Annotated in this window: 15 protein-coding genes; all 15 read left to right on the top strand. The window is 40.1% G+C overall.

Annotation, left to right across the window (positions count from 1 at the left end; genetic code table 11):
- Positions 1-145: 145 nt before the first annotated feature.
- The 15 genes from CSV74_RS01885 (at position 146) to CSV74_RS01955 (ending at position 16,817) form a co-directional block, all read left to right on the top strand.
- Positions 146-1,228, top strand: coding sequence for a BMP family lipoprotein (locus CSV74_RS01885; protein ID WP_029053152.1), 1,083 nt, complete (start codon positions 146-148; stop codon positions 1,226-1,228).
- A 273-nt stretch (positions 1,229-1,501) separates the two neighbouring features.
- Entirely contained in the window at positions 1,502-3,070 is a 1,569-nt protein-coding gene (locus CSV74_RS01890) for an ABC transporter ATP-binding protein (RefSeq protein ID WP_099690369.1), read from the top strand.
- Positions 3,060-4,106: an ABC transporter permease gene (locus CSV74_RS01895; RefSeq protein ID WP_099690370.1), complete on the top strand. Its 1,047-nt coding sequence runs from the start codon at positions 3,060-3,062 to the stop codon at positions 4,104-4,106. The genes CSV74_RS01890 and CSV74_RS01895 overlap by 11 nt, the downstream gene beginning before the upstream one ends.
- Position 4,107: 1 nt before the next feature.
- Positions 4,108-5,061: an ABC transporter permease gene (locus CSV74_RS01900; protein WP_099690371.1), complete on the top strand. Its 954-nt coding sequence runs from the start codon at positions 4,108-4,110 to the stop codon at positions 5,059-5,061.
- Between the two features lie 209 nt (positions 5,062-5,270).
- Entirely contained in the window at positions 5,271-6,545 is a 1,275-nt protein-coding gene (gene yfmF / locus CSV74_RS01905; protein ID WP_029053148.1) for an EF-P 5-aminopentanol modification-associated protein YfmF, read from the top strand.
- Positions 6,542-7,837: an EF-P 5-aminopentanol modification-associated protein YfmH gene (gene yfmH / locus CSV74_RS01910; RefSeq protein ID WP_029053147.1), complete on the top strand. Its 1,296-nt coding sequence runs from the start codon at positions 6,542-6,544 to the stop codon at positions 7,835-7,837. The genes yfmF and yfmH overlap by 4 nt, the downstream gene beginning before the upstream one ends.
- Positions 7,838-7,839: 2 nt before the next feature.
- The gene (gene ymfI / locus CSV74_RS01915; RefSeq protein ID WP_099690372.1) at positions 7,840-8,568 is read left to right on the top strand and encodes an elongation factor P 5-aminopentanone reductase; all 729 of its coding nucleotides are present in this window, start codon (positions 7,840-7,842) and stop codon (positions 8,566-8,568) included.
- 133 nt (positions 8,569-8,701) lie between these two features.
- On the top strand, positions 8,702-9,496 hold the full coding sequence (locus tag CSV74_RS01920; protein WP_029053145.1) for a DUF3388 domain-containing protein: 795 nt from the start codon (positions 8,702-8,704) through the stop codon (positions 9,494-9,496).
- A 27-nt stretch (positions 9,497-9,523) separates the two neighbouring features.
- Positions 9,524-10,330 carry a helix-turn-helix domain-containing protein gene (locus CSV74_RS01925; RefSeq protein ID WP_051210466.1) on the top strand — a complete coding sequence of 269 codons (807 nt, stop codon included), beginning with the start codon at positions 9,524-9,526 and terminating at the stop codon, positions 10,328-10,330.
- 74 nt (positions 10,331-10,404) lie between these two features.
- On the top strand, positions 10,405-10,983 hold the full coding sequence (pgsA, locus tag CSV74_RS01930) for a CDP-diacylglycerol--glycerol-3-phosphate 3-phosphatidyltransferase (RefSeq protein ID WP_029053144.1): 579 nt from the start codon (positions 10,405-10,407) through the stop codon (positions 10,981-10,983).
- 15 nt (positions 10,984-10,998) lie between these two features.
- The gene (locus tag CSV74_RS01935; RefSeq protein ID WP_099690373.1) at positions 10,999-12,255 is read left to right on the top strand and encodes a competence/damage-inducible protein A; all 1,257 of its coding nucleotides are present in this window, start codon (positions 10,999-11,001) and stop codon (positions 12,253-12,255) included.
- A gap of 166 nt (positions 12,256-12,421) precedes the next feature.
- Positions 12,422-13,483: a recombinase RecA gene (gene recA, locus CSV74_RS01940; protein WP_029053142.1), complete on the top strand. Its 1,062-nt coding sequence runs from the start codon at positions 12,422-12,424 to the stop codon at positions 13,481-13,483.
- Between the two features lie 547 nt (positions 13,484-14,030).
- Positions 14,031-15,590, top strand: a complete 1,560-nt coding sequence (rny, locus tag CSV74_RS01945) for a ribonuclease Y (RefSeq protein ID WP_029053141.1) — start codon at positions 14,031-14,033, stop codon at positions 15,588-15,590.
- Between the two features lie 67 nt (positions 15,591-15,657).
- Positions 15,658-16,455, top strand: coding sequence for a TIGR00282 family metallophosphoesterase (locus CSV74_RS01950; protein ID WP_099669344.1), 798 nt, complete (start codon positions 15,658-15,660; stop codon positions 16,453-16,455).
- Positions 16,456-16,547: 92 nt separating this feature from the next.
- The gene (locus tag CSV74_RS01955) at positions 16,548-16,817 is read left to right on the top strand and encodes a stage V sporulation protein S (protein ID WP_029053139.1); all 270 of its coding nucleotides are present in this window, start codon (positions 16,548-16,550) and stop codon (positions 16,815-16,817) included.
- Positions 16,818-16,951 lie beyond the last annotated feature (134 nt).

The following is a 16,951-nucleotide window of genomic DNA, read 5'->3' on the forward strand; positions in this document are numbered from 1 at the left end:
TACGAGGTAACGAATTTTCAAATAATCTATTAACAGTGACCTTTTTTAAGAGTAAAGATTCAAGCTGTAAAGTAGTGTGAGTAAAGGTATAAGACGTATAACGTCCTAACATAATACCAAAATTAATTAGGGGAGGTCATTATCGATGACGAAAAGAAAGTTTGGACTAGCAATGTCTTTAGTGTTAGCCGCAGGTACGATGTTAGCAGCATGTGGCTCTGATAATAAAGACAATGCAGGGGAAAAGCCAGCGACAGGTGACAGCGGTGAGAAAGGCGGATTCTCACTTGCTATGGTAACTGACGTTGGAGGGATTGATGATAAATCATTCAACCAATCTGCATGGAAAGGCGTTAAAGAATTCGGAGAAGATCAAGGATGGGAAAAAGGAACTGGCGGATACGATTACCTGCAGTCAACTGGTCCGGAAGATTATACAACAAATCTTAACAACTTGGCTCGTCGTGACTTCAACTTAATATACGGAGTAGGTTTCTTAATGGAAGATGCAATTGAAGATATTGCAGCACAACAAAAAGACACTCAATTCTCTATTATTGATGGTGAAGTAGATGCTCCAAACGTAGCTAGCATCCTCTTTAAAGAACAAGAAGGCGGATATTTAGCCGGAGTAGCAGCTGGGCTAATGACAAAATCAGATAAGGTTGGTTTCATCGGTGGTATGGACAACCCTGTCATCGAGCGTTTTGAAGCTGGATTCCTTGAAGGTGTCAAGGCAGTTAAGCCTGAAATCAAAGTAGACTCAAAATATGTAGGTGCATTTGATAAAGCAGAACTTGGTAAAGCTGAGGCAGGCCGTATGTACTCTTCAGGTGTAGATATTATTTTCCACGCTGCTGGCGGTACGGGTAACGGTGTATTCTCAGAAGCGAAAGAACGTAAGCAAGCAGATAAAGATGCATATGTTTGGGTAATTGGTGTTGACTCTGACCAATATGAAGAAGGTAAAGTTGGAGATGACAACGTTACGCTTACATCTATGTTGAAGCGTGTTGATGTAGCAGTTAAAGATATTGCTGACTTGTCAATGAATGGGAACTTCCCTGGCGGGGAAACAAAAGTATATGGTCTTCAAGATGATGGTTTAGGTCTTGCTGATTCACGTGGCGCAATTCCACAAGATGTATTGGATCAAATTGATGAATATGCACAAAAAATTGCAAATGGCGAAATTGAAGTACCTGAGTTTGTAGAGAAGAAAAAATAAGGTCGGTAAACAGTTGGAGGCCGGTTTTCATATCCGGCCTTTATTTCATTAAATTACTAAAATAAAGGTTCCTGGGTGGTTGATTTGGAACTTTTATTTTATTAATTTCTAAGATTAATAAATTAAATATAATAAAAAGTATTAGCAGGCTATTTAAAGTGAAATGGAAAAGCTTTCAACTTTTCATACGGGAGCTTTATGACGTATTATTGAAGATGAAAGCTATACTGCTTAATTCTACGGAATTCAATTATGGGCAAGGAAGTGATTGGGATGGATTATGTAATTGAAATGCTAGATGTTTCAAAAAAATTCGGAAATTTCTATGCGAATGATCATATTACATTACAACTGAAGAAAGGCGAGATTCACGCACTGCTAGGTGAAAACGGTGCTGGGAAATCTACCTTAATGAACGTATTATTTGGTTTATATCAACCAGATGGTGGAGAAATTCGTGTGCGAGGCGAACATGTAGCAATCACTGACCCGAACGTAGCAAATGATCTAGGAATTGGGATGGTGCATCAGCATTTTATGTTGGTGGAGAATCTAACGGTTACCGAGAATATTATTTTAGGTAGTGAGCCAACGAAATCTGGAATGATTAACATTAAAGATTCTGCGAAAAAAGTTGCGGAAATATCAAAGATGTATGGACTAGATGTAGATCCGTACGCGAAAATAGAAGATATTTCTGTAGGTATGCAACAACGTGTCGAGATTCTTAAGACTCTTTATCGTGGAGCAGATATCCTAATATTTGATGAACCCACTGCATCCTTAACTCCTCAGGAAATTGATGAATTGTTGAATATTATGAAAAAACTCGTTGCAGAAGGAAAATCAATCATCTTGATCACCCATAAACTGGCGGAAATTATGAACGTTTCAGACAAAGTAACTGTCATCCGCAAAGGTAAAGGAATCGGTACTGTTATCACATCGGAAACGAATCCCGAAGAATTGGCGACGTTGATGGTTGGACGTCAAGTCACATTTAAAACCGAAAAAGGTCCATCACACCCGACTGAAGAAGTGTTGAAGATAGAAAATCTACAAGTGAATGACTATCGGGGCGTTGCTAAATTAAAAGGACTCAATCTTTCTGTGCGTCGCGGTGAAATAGTTGGAATTGCCGGCATCGATGGTAACGGTCAATCCGAATTAATTGAAGCCATCACTGGTTTGACTAAAGTGAAGAGCGGTAAGATTTTTATTAATGATGAAGATGTTACAAATAAAAAACCGAGAAAGATTACTGAAACCGGTATTGGACATATTCCACAAGACCGCCATAAGCATGGACTTATTCTAGATTTTTCAGTTGCATATAATACCGCTCTTCAATCGTATTATCATGAACCATTATCTAAAGGTGGAATCATGAATTATAAAGTAATCAATGAAAGAGCGGAAGAACTGATCAAAGAATACGATGTTAGAACACAAGGTACGCATGAATTAGCGAGAGCATTATCCGGAGGAAATCAGCAAAAGCTGATCATCGGAAGAGAAATCTTGAGAAATCCGGATTTACTGATTGCGGCATTACCTACACGTGGTTTGGACGTCGGAGCAATCGAGTTTATTCATCGGCGTCTGATTGAACAACGTGACAGTGGAAAAGCGGTTTTACTCATAACGTTTGAATTGGATGAAGTCATGAACGTTTCAGATAGAATTGCAGTTATTTATGATGGAACTATTGTAGGTACGGTAATTCCGCAAGAAACAACTGAACAAGCACTAGGGTTAATGATGGCAGGCCATTCAAAAGATGTTGCTGAGAAAAAAGTACTAGCTGCTGAAAAGGATGGTGATGAACAGCATGTCGAATAGAATGATCAATGTACTGGTCCCGATGATTTCGATCTTTTTAGGGCTCTTAGTAGGCGCGATTGTGATGCTGATCAGTGACTATAATCCAATCACAGGCTATATGGCATTATGGAATGGTATTTTTGGTGATTCTTATGCAATCGGTGAAACCATTCGTCAAATCAGTCCATACTTACTTGCGGGACTTGCAGTAGCATTCGCATTTAGAACTGGACTTTTCAATATTGGGGTAGAGGGACAACTAATCGTTGGCTGGTTTGCTGCAGCTTACGTAGGGATGGCATTCGATCTTCCGAAAATTATTCACTTGCCTTTCGCACTCATAGCAGCTGCTGCAGCTGGGGCGCTATGGGGACTCGTACCTGGTATTTTAAAAGCAACATTGAAAGTACACGAAGTTATAGTCACCATTATGATGAACTACATTGCCTTACATGTAGTTAACGCATTAATAAAAACACTTTCCGGTGGTGGATTCAAATTGGAGCGTATCCATGAATCAGCCTCACTTCGGTCAGAGTTCTTATCTAATCTAACGGATTACTCCACATTGCACTACGGAATATTCGTTGCATTAGCTATGGTTGTCGTTATGTGGTTCATATTAGAGAAAACGAAGACAGGATTTGAATTGAAGTCTGTTGGGTATAACGATAATGCAGCTAGCTATGCAGGAATGAGCGCTAACAAGAATATTATTCTCGCAATGGTCATCTCAGGTGCGTTCGCTGGACTTGGAGGCGCGATGGAGGCACTTGGTACGTTTGGTAACATGTCTTCCATGGGTGGCTTTACAGGGATCGGTTTTGACGGAATCGCTGTAGCCTTGCTTGGCGCGAATACGCCACTTGGGGTGATCTTCGGTGCAACGTTATTCGGCTCATTGAAATATGGTGCGAATAATATGCCGAATGAAGCAGGAATTCCAGTAGAAATTGTTTCCATCATTATTGCGTTGGTTATTTTCTTCGTTGCTTGTGGATACATCATCCGTGTAGGACTCATACGTTTGCGTAATAAGAAGGAGGCAAAGTGACATGTTAGATGTATTATACTTCATCATACCTATAACAATTGCTTCTGCAGCTCCTCTTATTTTCACAGCAATTGGCGGTGTGTTCTCTGAACGATCTGGAGTCATTAATATCGGATTGGAAGGCCTCATGATTATGGGTGCATTCATCGGTATCCTATTCAATTTATTTTTCGCGGATACCTTTGGGGCCTGGACACCTTGGATAGCATTAATTGTGGCAATGCTCGTTTCAGCATTGTTTGCAACACTTCACGCCATAGCATCTATCTCGTTCCGAGCTGATCAAGTAGTATCAGGTGTCGCGATTAACATGTTAGGTCTTGCTGTTGCATTATTCTCGGTAAAAATGATTTTCGGCAAAGGTCAAACCGATTTCATTCAACAAAAAATTCCGAGATTCAATGTACCTTTTTTGGAGGATATTCCAGTTATCGGCCCTATGTTCTTTAAGTTAGTCTATGGCTCTTCTATTATGGCGATCGCCGTTGCGTTTATCGCATGGTTTGTTATTTACAAGACGCCATTTGGTTTACGTCTTCGCTCAGTAGGAGAACATCCGATGGCGGCAGACACAATGGGAATTAAAGTAACAAAAACCCGTTATATCGCGGTTCTTATTTCTGGAGGACTTGCCGGAATAGGTGGAGCAGTTTATTCTCAAACTATCACAAATGATTTCGGACATGCGACCATTAATGGACAAGGGTTTATGGCGCTAGCGGCGATGATCTTTGGTAAATGGCATCCATTAGGAGCTATGGGAGCCGCGTTATTCTTCGGTTTTGCACAGGCGCTAGCAATTAGTTCTTCTAGTATTAAATTCTTAGAGGATATCCCAGCAGTGTATTTCCATATCTTCCCTTACGTTTTAACTATCCTAGCCCTTGCCGGATTCCTTGGAAAAGCAAAAGCACCAAAAGCACTTGGTAAACCTTACGTTAAAGGAAATAGATAAAAGTTATAAAAGCTATCTGGAGATACATACTCTTCAGGTAGCTTTTCTAAGGTTGTAGCAATACTAAGTTGAGGTTTTCGTTCGTATTTAGCATCAGTCGCCGCTAAACTCTACCTTCAGCACTTGAAAGTTGTATCATTTTCCAAATGACAGGCTAAAATGTATAGTGAGACTAGGAATACATATAATAAGGTAAACGAGGTGTTTGTATGTTCAATAAAACAAAATTACAAAATGGTGTTCATTTGTATATACGGAAAACGAAACAGTTTAAAACAGTGAACGTGACAATTAAGTGGAAAGCGCCACTGGATCAGAAAAAAGCTTCTGAACGTACGGTGTTGGCGAACGTGATGGAAAATTCAACGAAGCAGTATCCGACATTAAGTTCAATGCGCAAGGCGCTTGACGAGTTGTACGGTACGGTATTATTTACGGACGTTTCGAAAAGAAGCTCCCAACATATGGTTTCGCTATATACGGAGTGTGTGAACGATGAGTTTTTTGAAGGCGAAGATATTTTTAAACAGTTATGGCAATTGATTCGTTCTGTAGTGTTTGATCCCAATGTAACGAATAAAGCATTTGATCCAGATGTTACAGAAAGGGAAAAACGTAATGTCCGTGATCGAATACGTTCTATTTATGACGATAAAACACGTTTCGCACAAAAACGTATGCTTGAAATTATGAGACCAGATCATCCGGCATCCATTTCTGCTTACGGTACAGAAGCTGCTGTGTCTGAAATTACGAATGAAAGTCTTTATGCTACATACGAAGATATGATCAATAATGATTTGATTGATATTTATGTAGTAGGTGATGTAGATGAAAAGGAAATCATTGAGCAAATCAAGCAGTTCTTACCGTTTGAAGCAAGAGATGCAGCGAAACAAAATGACTTGCAGGATGTAAAAGTGTCAGATTCTGTGAATACAGTTAGAGAAAAACAAGACATGAAACAAGGTAAACTTCATCTTGGTTTCCATACACCGGTATCATTCCGTCATCCCGATTACCATAAAATGCAAATAACGAATGGTGTTTTCGGTGGTTTTGCCCACAGTAAACTATTCATGAATGTGCGAGAAAAAGAAAGTATGGCATACTATGCCAATAGTGCGTTTGCTTCGCATTACGGTATCGTCTACGTGACAGCGGGTATCGATGCGGATTTAGAAGAGAAAGCTGTTAAGCTAATTCTTGAACAACTGACAGCATTACAAAATGGTGAGAGTACAGAGGTCGAGTTGAGTCAGACAATCGCACTTCTAGAAAACAGTATTTTGAGTGCAAATGATTCAGCGCGTAGTCAGATTGAAATATATGATCAATATAAAGAGTTAGACGAGAGCTTCACTGCTGAACGATTAATTGAAAAGTGGGAATCGGTCACATTGGAAGACATAAAGGAAATGGCGAATACAATTCAATTGGAAATTGTGTATTTGCTGTCAGGTAAGGAGGATGTTTCCAAATGAAAGAAATAAATTTTGATCAACTACAAGAGAAGATTTATACTGAAACACTAGATAACGGACTGAAAGTTGTTATTTTGCCTAAACGTGGTTTTTCTAAAACATTTGTAACATTTACAACGAAATACGGCTCCATTGATCGTACGTTCAAACCGCACGGCAAAGATGAATTCATCACAGTGCCTGACGGTATTGCCCATTTTCTTGAGCACAAAATGTTCGAGAAAGAAGACGGGGATGTGTTTCAGAAATTTAGTTTAAATGGCGCTTCTGCAAATGCGTATACAACATTTGGTAGAACGGCATATCTTTTTTCTGCAACTAATAAACTAAAAGAAAATACAAAAGTATTACTCGACTTCGTTCAACAGCCATATTTTACAAAGCAAACTGTGGATAAAGAAAAAGGGATCATTGCCCAGGAAATTACCATGTATGACGACCAGCCCGACTGGCGACTATATTTCGGCACAATTGAAAATCTTTATGAAAACCACCCAGTGAAAATCGATATTGCGGGAACAGTAGAGTCTATTCAAGATATTACAGCTGAACATTTATATACATGCTATGAGACGTTCTATCATCCGTCCAATATGCTACTGTTTATTGTTGGAGCAGTGAAGCCGGAGGAAATGATGGCATTTGTTAAAGAAGATCAAGCAAAAAAATCATTCGATAAACCTCAAGCGATCGAACGCCAATTCCCGTCTGAGTCAAAAGAAGTGGATGTGCCTGGACGTACATTGACGATGGATGTATCGAAACCGAAATTGAATATCGGTATGAAATGTACCGAGACAGATCTACAGGGCCAAGAAATGCTTGAAACGGAGTTGTCAGCAAACCTCGTACTAGACAGTCTATTCGGTCGCACATCTGCATTTTATGAAAAAGCGAATGCAGAAGGCTTAGTTGATGAATCGTTCTCTTATGAGTTCTCCATGGAAGAAGGCTACGGTTTTGCGATGGTTGGTTCCGATACTGATGAGCCGGAGCGCTTAGAAGAATTAATTCGTCATACGATTAAAGATGCAAAAACCAATTGGCCGGTGCAAGAAGAAGATTTAGACAGAATGCGTAGAAAGAAAATCGGTCAATTTATGCGTTCATTGAACTCCATTGAATTTATCGCTAATCAATATACACGATATGATTTTAACAATATGAATTTATTCGATGTCGTACCGACTTTGGAAAAATTATCAATGGATAAATTAAAACAAGCATTTGCCACGTTCTCCGATGACAGCAGCTATACAATCTTCAAAGTACTGCCACCGAAAACACAATGAGTATGACGCGTTTTGCTCTTGTTTTAGGGGCATCTGGAGGAATTGGGGAAGCAGTCTGTAAACAACTAGCGGAAGCAGGATGGTCTTTGTATTTGCATTATAATGCGAATAAAACTCATCTTGATCTATTGCGTTTGGAGTTAGAAAAGACGTATCCTACCCAGCAATTCCGTAGTGTGCAAGCTGATTTTAGAGTGGAGCAAGCAGCAGAACAATTGGCGGCTAGCATTCAAAGCGTTCAAGCAATTGTGGTAGCCAACGGTCAGGCAGTCGTAAAACTATTATCGGATACAAGTGCAATGGACATGTCGGAATTGTGGCAGGTCCATATGCAGAATCCAGCCCGGTTAATCGCGCTGTTATCCGAAAATCTACGCAAGTATGATGTTTCCTATATTACATTTATAGGATCGATATGGGGCAGTGCGGGAGCTGCGGGTGAGGTAATGTATTCGGCAGTGAAAGGTGCCCAGCATGCCTTCGTTAAAGCCTATGCAAAGGAATCTGCCTATTCAGGCATACGGGTCAATGCCATTGCGCCAGGTTGGATTGACACCCGCATGAATCAGGAGTTTTCTACGGAGGAGCGTCAAATGGTACTTGATCAGATTCCGCTTTTGTCAGTCGGAACTCCCCAGGAAATAGCGAATATGGTCGAATTTATGCTGAGTGGCAAAGCAGACTATATGACTGGTGAAATAATTCAAATCAATGGTGGCTGGTATATTTAAGGCCTTGGGAAAAGGACAATGCCTGTTGTCCTTTTCTTTTTTTCTTTTATTCGCTTTCGCTATCCGCTATTATAGAACTAAGTGCATACTTGTGCATTCTGGAAAAAAGTAGTTTTATGAAGGAGTGTGTTGAATGGGAGAATGGTATGTCGAATATGAGTTGCAAGTCAATCGGCCTGGGTTGCTAGGCGATATTGCTTCCTTGCTTGGTATGTTACGAGTTGATATCGTGACCATTAATGGGGTGGATGGCAGATACCGTGGTATGCTCGTTCACACCGATCATGATCAGCAAATTAAACGTTTCGAGTTAATCGCTTCTACTATGGATGCGATTGTCATCCATAAGATCAGGGAACCTAAATTGCGTGATGTATTGGCTGTTCGTCATGGACACTATATTCAGCGCGGTACTGATGACCGAAGAACCTATCAATTCATTAGAAGTGAGCTTGGAATTTTAGTGGACTTTTTAGCCGAGATTTTTAAACAAGATGGTCATAAGCTAATTGGTGTTCGCGGGATGCCACGAGTTGGCAAAACAGAATCCGTAGTAGCAGCAAGTGTTTGTGCCAATAAAAAATGGGTCTTTTTGTCTTCTACAATGATTAAACAAACGATCAGAACGAGTATGATGGGGGATGAGTTCTCAGACGATAACATCTTTATACTTGATGGGATCGTGACACGAAAAACCTCTGACGAACGTCATATGCAATTAGTACGGGAAATCATGGGCTTGCCGACAATTAAAGTAGTCGAGCATCCGGATATGTTCGTGAAGCAATCTGAATATACAATTGAAGATTTTGATATTATCATAGAGTTACGTACAACTGTGGATCAAGAAATCAGTTACGACATTCTAGAAAAGAATGATCCGATAACCAACCGTAATTCTATGGGCGGTTTTAATATGTTTAATTGATTGAAATGAGTTAGGTGGGTGTTAAGTTTGATCGGAATTGGCGCTCGTTTAAAAGAAGCGAGGATTTCAAAAGGATTGACGTTAGAAGACTTGCAAGACAGTACGAAAATTCAACAACGTTATCTGTCGGCAATTGAAAATGAAGAGTTTCAAGTTATACCTGGCGCTTTCTACGTTCGTGTTTTTATTAAACAGTATGCAGAAGCGGTGGACTTGGACGCGGATGAAATACTGAGTCTGTATCAAGATGAGTATGAACCTGCAGTGCAGGAGAAACAGGAAAGCGTTGTACCAGCTACTATGCAACGTAGTGCAGGTTCAAAGCAGAATAACCAGTTAAGAGAAGCAATGCCAAAAATAATTGTTGCACTATTTATCTTGATGATTTTTGTTATTGTTTATACTTTATTAAGAGACAAAGCGACAGAACCAGATATAGATCAGGAGTCATCGGAACCCGGTTCTTCAGTTGTGACTGATGAACAAGGTTCAGTGGGAGTCGATAAACCTAAGCAGCCATTTGAACACGCTTCGACTGTGGGTGAAACATCTATATTTAAATTGACTGATGCTGATAAAATCACATTGATTGTCAAGGCGACAGGAAAATCGTGGATTTCAGTAACAGACCAAGACGGCGTAGAACGGATGCCTGAACCAAGCGGTGCCCGGGTAGTACAAGAAGGCGAAACAATTGAAATTGAAGCAAACGATGCAGAAAGTTTGAGAATACGAGTTGGTAATTACGAAAACGCAGAACTGACTGTTAACGGTCAACGCGTAGATTACCCAACAGAACTCATTCCACAAAACATCGTGTTAAAAAAGCCATAGAAAAATAGTCATCTAAAAAGGTGACTATTTTATTCTTTACAAATAGAATGTACCGTTAGGAAGGTGGACATGTAATGAATTTACCAAATAAGATTACGCTCTCTAGAGTATTTATGATCCCTATTTTCATCCTGTTTCTTACAGTGGACTTTGGATGGGGCATGATTCAGTTAGGTGGAGTAGAAATGCCTATTGAACATTTGGTGGGTGCGATCATCTTCATCATAGCTTCTACAACTGACTGGCTAGATGGTTACTTAGCCAGAAAAAACAATTTAGTGACAAATATGGGGAAGTTTTTGGATCCGTTAGCCGATAAATTATTAGTCTCAGCAGCATTTATCTTATTAGTGGAATTAGGGACGGCTCCTGCATGGATTGTCATCATCATTATTAGTAGAGAATTTGCGGTTACAGGATTACGTTTAATTTTAGCAGGTGGTGGTGAAGTAGTAGCAGCCAACCAATTAGGTAAAATTAAAACAGTTGCGCAAATTCTAGCGATTACATTTCTTTTATTGCATAATATTTTCTTCGAAGCGATTGGCATTCCATTCGGAACGATTATGTTATACATAGCACTAGTGTTTACAATCTGGTCAGGTGTTGATTACTTCATTAAGAATCGTAAAATTTTAGTCGAGTCAATGTGAGGGGGAACGGTATTCATGAAAGCAGAAATAATTGCGGTCGGATCTGAACTTCTATTGGGGCAAATCACCAATACTAACGCAAGATTCATATCGGCTAAATTGGCTGAAGTTGGGATTGATGTGTATTGCCACACGGTTGTAGGGGATAATCCTAAACGTTTGTCACAAACAATCCAATTAGCTCAGCAGCGTGCAGATATTCTCATCTTTAGTGGAGGCCTCGGACCGACAAAAGATGACCTTACAAAACAAACTATTGCTCGTGAATTGGATTGTGAGCTTGTAACTGATGACGAGGCGATGAAGACTATCGAAGATTATTTTACTCACGTAGGCAAAGTGATGACAGAAAATAATAAACAGCAAGCTCTTGTATTAAAAGGAGCTACGGTATTGCCAAATCGAAATGGCATGGCACCTGGTATAGCAATAGGCAAAGAAGATAAACAGTACATTTTATTGCCAGGCCCACCTCATGAAATGGAGCCCATGTTTGAACACGAAGCGATTCCATATTTACTTGGTGTATACGGAAAACAGGATGTAATTTCTTCTAAGGTATTGAAGTTGCAAGGAATTGGCGAATCGGAATTGGAAGTCCGTATCCAGTCCGTTCTTGAGAAGCAAACGAACCCTACAATCGCACCACTGGCTTCACCAGGCATGGTCAAGCTACGCATTACCGCAAAAGCCAAAACGGAAGAAGAAGCACAGAAATTAATATTACCTGTAGAACAAGAAATTCGCTCTATTGTTGGGGAGTTTATTTATGGTGTAGATGAGGATACGCTTGCTTCCAAAACAACTGAACTTTTGCTTCAAAATGACTGGACTATTTCTGCGGCAGAAAGTCTAACTACCGGAATGTTTATGGCGGAACTTGGTTCAGAAGCAGGAATCGGCAACGCGCTAAAAGGTGGCGTTGTGGTGTATAATAAAGAGATGAAAATCGAGCAATTAGGCATCTTACCTTCATTGCTTGATTACCATGGGATAGTCAGTGGAGAGTGCGCTGAAGCTATGGCTGAAAGTGTTAGAGAACGATTTACCACGACATTTGGAGTGAGTCTGACAGGTGCAGCGGGCCCAGAACCACATGATGGACAGCCACCTGGTACAGTTTGGATCGGTATTGCAGCAGAAGGTATGAAGACAGCATCTTACAAACTACAGCTATCAAGTTCTCGTAATTCAAATCGTAAACGTTCCGTTCAATTTGCTTTACATTATCTCATTCAAACAATAAAAGAGAAAAAAGAACTGAAGTATTGAATTTTGCTATTGAATTAGCTATCAAAAATCAATTCATCCCAGCTTTTTGTGCTTGTTTTTCAATTTCTATATCCAATTCATCGAATGCCCGTTCGTTTAATTCTTGTGTATTACGTTGAGAAAAGGTATACTAAGAGTAGAAAAAGAGTTTGAGGAGGAATTATAATTGAGCAATCGTAAAGCGGCATTAGATATGGCATTAAAACAAATAGAGAAACAGTTTGGTAAAGGTTCTGTCATGAAAATGGGAGAAAAAACAGATCTTCAAATTGATACATCTTCATCCGGTTCACTGGCTTTGGATGCCGCATTAGGAATAGGCGGATATCCACGTGGACGAGTTATTGAAATATATGGACCAGAGAGTTCTGGTAAAACAACTGTTTCGTTGCATGCAATTGCAGAAGTGCAAGCAAGCGGTGGTACTGCGGCTTTTATTGATGCGGAACACGCATTAGACCCTGTTTATGCAAAAAAACTAGGTGTTAATATCGATGATTTACTATTATCACAGCCAGATACGGGTGAGCAAGCATTGGAAATCGCAGAAGCACTTGTTCGTTCAGGCGCTGTAGATATTGTCGTAGTGGACTCGGTAGCAGCACTTGTTCCGAAAGCAGAAATCGAAGGCGAAATGGGAGACGCACACGTTGGTTTGCAAGCTCGTTTGATGTCTCAAGCGTTGCGTAAACTTTCTGGTGCAATAAATAAATCAAATACTATTGCTGTATTCATTAACCAGATTCGTGAAAAAGTAGGCGTCATGTTTGGTAATCCAGAAGTAACGCCTGGTGGACGTGCATTGAAGTTCTATGCTTCTGTTCGACTTGAAGTACGAAGAGGTGAAGCGATCAAACAAGCTAATGATATTATGGGTAACAAAACAAGAATTCGTGTCGTGAAAAATAAGGTAGCTCCTCCATTCCGTACAGCAGAAGTAGATATCATGTATGGTGAAGGAATTTCAAAAGAGGGTGAAATTCTGGATCTAGGCTCAGAGTTAGAAGTTGTCCAAAAGAGTGGTGCTTGGTATTCTTATGAAGGCGAGCGTTTAGGACAAGGTCGTGAAAACGCGAAGCAATTCTTGAAGGAAAACTTGAAAATGCGTGATGAAATCGCAGCCAAGATTCGTGAATCATACGGTTTAAATGCTACAAACTATGTAATCGCAGCGCATGATGAAGAAGATGAGCTTGATGACTTACTAACACTTTCTGAAGACAAGTAAGCTATTCATGTAAAACCGCCAATTTTCGATTGGCGGTTTTTTTATAAAAAGAGCTTTATTTTGAAGTAATTAACATGCATAAGTATGACGTACTTTGCCTTGTCATGGAACTAAAATTCCAAATAAATAAATATGTGAAGTAGAAAGTGGGAATACTCGACCAAACCAAACAAAAAGCTTCAGTAGTATCATTTTTCCATTATCATTCCTTGACACAATAAAAATACAACTATACAATTAAAGTGGCGTATTATATACGTCCTATATTTAACAAACCAATCAATTGTTTTTGGCGGTATATTGATTTTAACTTAATTCAGCAATATGAAAAATTAAGTAAAAAGTAGTGACATCAATAGAAATTTAGTCCCGAAACAACAGGTTTTCTACTACCCGTTGGATTAAGTTAAGCCTTCGGCGTTTTCACAGATCGTCGGGACGTTACCGGGAAGCTCCGGTAACAAGTAAAGTGAATATATTCGCCGTGGCAAAATTGATTATACGAGCCGACTGAAAAGAAAAGAATAAGCAGAAGGAGGTGACCTCAATGGGTATTGAAATACTCATCTCCGTTTTGCTAAGTCTCATCGTCGGTGCAGTTGTTAGCTTTTTTATATTGAAAAATGTGAATGATTCAAAAGTAACTGGTGCCAAGCATACTGCCAACCAACTCGTCGAAGAGGCGAAGCGTGAAGCGGAGTCAGTGAAGAAAGAGGCACTGTTAGAAGCGAAAGATGAAACTCACGAACTGCGGATTGAAGCAGAAACAGAAGTCCGTGAGAGAAGGGCGGAATTACAGAAACAGGAAAACCGTCTCTTACAACGTGAAGAAAACCTTGATCGCAAGGATGATGCGCTCAATAAAAGAGAAGCAGGTCTAGAGCGCAAAGAAGATGCGCTATTAGAAAGACAACAGCATATTGAAGAGATGGAACGCAAAGCGGAACAACTCGTTACTACACAGAAGACTGAATTGGAAAGAATCTCTTCGTTAACAAGAGATGAAGCAAAGCACATTATCTTGGAAGAAGTAGAAGAAGAGCTTTCTACTGACATTGCTGTCATGACAAAAGAATCCGAGCAACGAGCTAAAGAGGAATCTGAGCGTAAAGCACGCGAGATCCTATCATTAGCATTGCAACGGTTTGCGGCAGATCATGTGGCAGAAACTACAGTTTCCGTCGTTAATTTACCGAATGATGAGATGAAAGGTCGCATCATTGGTCGTGAAGGACGAAATATTCGTACACTTGAGACGCTTACAGGGATTGATCTGATTATTGATGATACGCCAGAAGCTGTCATTCTTTCCGGTTTTGATCCAGTTCGAAGAGAGACAGCAAGATTGGCTCTGGAGAAATTAGTTCAGGATGGACGAATCCACCCTGCGCGTATTGAAGAAATGGTCGACAAATCCAGAAGAGAAGTGGACGAGTTAATCCGAGAAAAAGGAGAACAAACTACATTCGATGTAGGTGTTCACAACTTGCATCCGGATATGATTAAAATTCTTGGTCGTTTGCATTTCCGTACGAGTTACGGACAGAACGTCTTGAAACACTCTATTGAAGTAGCCTATTTAACTGGCTTACTGGCAGCAGAGCTTGGAGAAGACGTGACACTTGCTAGACGTGCCGGTTTACTTCATGATATTGGTAAAGCGATCGACCATGAGGTAGAAGGTAGTCACGTGCAAATTGGTAAAGAGTTGGCAGTGAAATATAAAGAACATCCAGTTGTCATTAACAGTATTGCTTCCCACCACGGTGACGAAGAAGCTACTTCTGTTATAGCAGTACTTGTAGCAGCGGCAGATGCATTATCTGCAGCGAGACCAGGTGCTCGTAGTGAAACATTGGAAAACTATATAAAACGTCTGCAAAAACTCGAAGAAATTTCGGAATCATACGAAGGTGTAGAGAAGTCATTTGCCATTCAGGCAGGACGGGAAGTGCGAATCATTGTTCGCCCCGAACAGATCGATGATATTACCGCACATCGCTTAGCACGTGATATACGAAAACAAATCGAGGAAGAATTGAACTACCCAGGGCATATCAAAGTGACGGTCATACGGGAGACCCGCGCAGTAGAGTATGCAAAATAATACCTAACAAAAAACAGCTTCCGGTTCGTTTGGAAGCTGTTTTCATTTTGGAAAGAGGTTGTTACAAATGAAAGTACTATTTATTGGAGATATCGTAGGATCGATGGGAAGAGAAATGGTAATTGATTATTTATCGCGCTTGAAACGCAAATATCAAGCAGACGTGATTATCGCCAATGGTGAAAATGCTGCTTCAGGCAGAGGAATTACAAAATCCATCTATCATGATTTATTGCATGCTGGTGTAGATGTCATCACGATGGGAAACCATACATGGGATCAACGGGAAATTTATGATTTCATTGATGAGGTAGATTACTTGATTCGTCCTGCTAACTTCTCAGAACAAGCACCAGGTAAAGGCATGACATCAATAACAAAAAATGGTGTTACTCTTTCCGTAATTAATTTACATGGACGCACATTCTTGCCGCCACATGACGATCCATTCGCAAAAGCAGATGAATTAGTGGAAGAAGCATTGCAAACATCACCGTTAGTCTTTGTAGATTTCCATGCAGAAGCAACAAGTGAAAAGATTGCAATGGGCTGGCACTTAGACGGAAAAGTATCCGTTGTCGTAGGAACACATACACATGTACAAACTGCTGACGATCGAATTTTACCAGGAGGCACTGCATATTTAACAGATGCAGGCATGACAGGCCCATATGATGAAATATTAGGAATGAGAAAAGAAGACGTATTATATCGTTTTTATACTAATTTGCCAACGCGCTTTGAGGTACCGAAAAGTGGAAGACCACAGCTAAACGGTATGTTCGTAGAATTGGATGACAAAACCGGCAAGGCACTCAAAATTGAGCGAATTCGAATTAATGAAGATCATCCGTTCAAAAACTAATTATCTAGGTGTCTAAATCCTCCTTGCCTATCATAGGATGTTGTATGGAATATACACGTTCCATAGACATTGCAAAATAAGGAGGAAATATCGTGAGTCCCTTAAAAGTATCATCTCGCTCAAATCCGAACTCAGTAGCAGGAGCATTGGTTGCAGTTATTCGTGAACAAGGATATGCCGAGATCCAGGCAGTCGGTGCTGGAGCATTAAATCAAGCAGTGAAAGCAATTGCAATCGCAAGAGGATTCGTAGCACCAAGCGGAGGCGACCTAATTTGCGCGCCCGCCTTCACCGATATCGAAATCAACGGGGAAGCTAGAACGGCGCTCAAACTTTTCGTTGAAAAAAAAGATCGTAAGTAGAATATAAAAGACCACGATTATTCGTGGTCTTTTTTTCATGACAAACCAGCGACATTTTCCCGCTTTGCTGTCATATCAGACAAAAGTTCAGTATAATAACATCAGGTATGCTTATTTCCCGATAAGTAATAGAA

It is taken from the genome of Sporosarcina sp. P19 (genome assembly GCF_002743165.1).
Taxonomy (GTDB): Bacteria; Bacillota; Bacilli; order Bacillales_A; family Planococcaceae; genus Sporosarcina; species Sporosarcina ureae.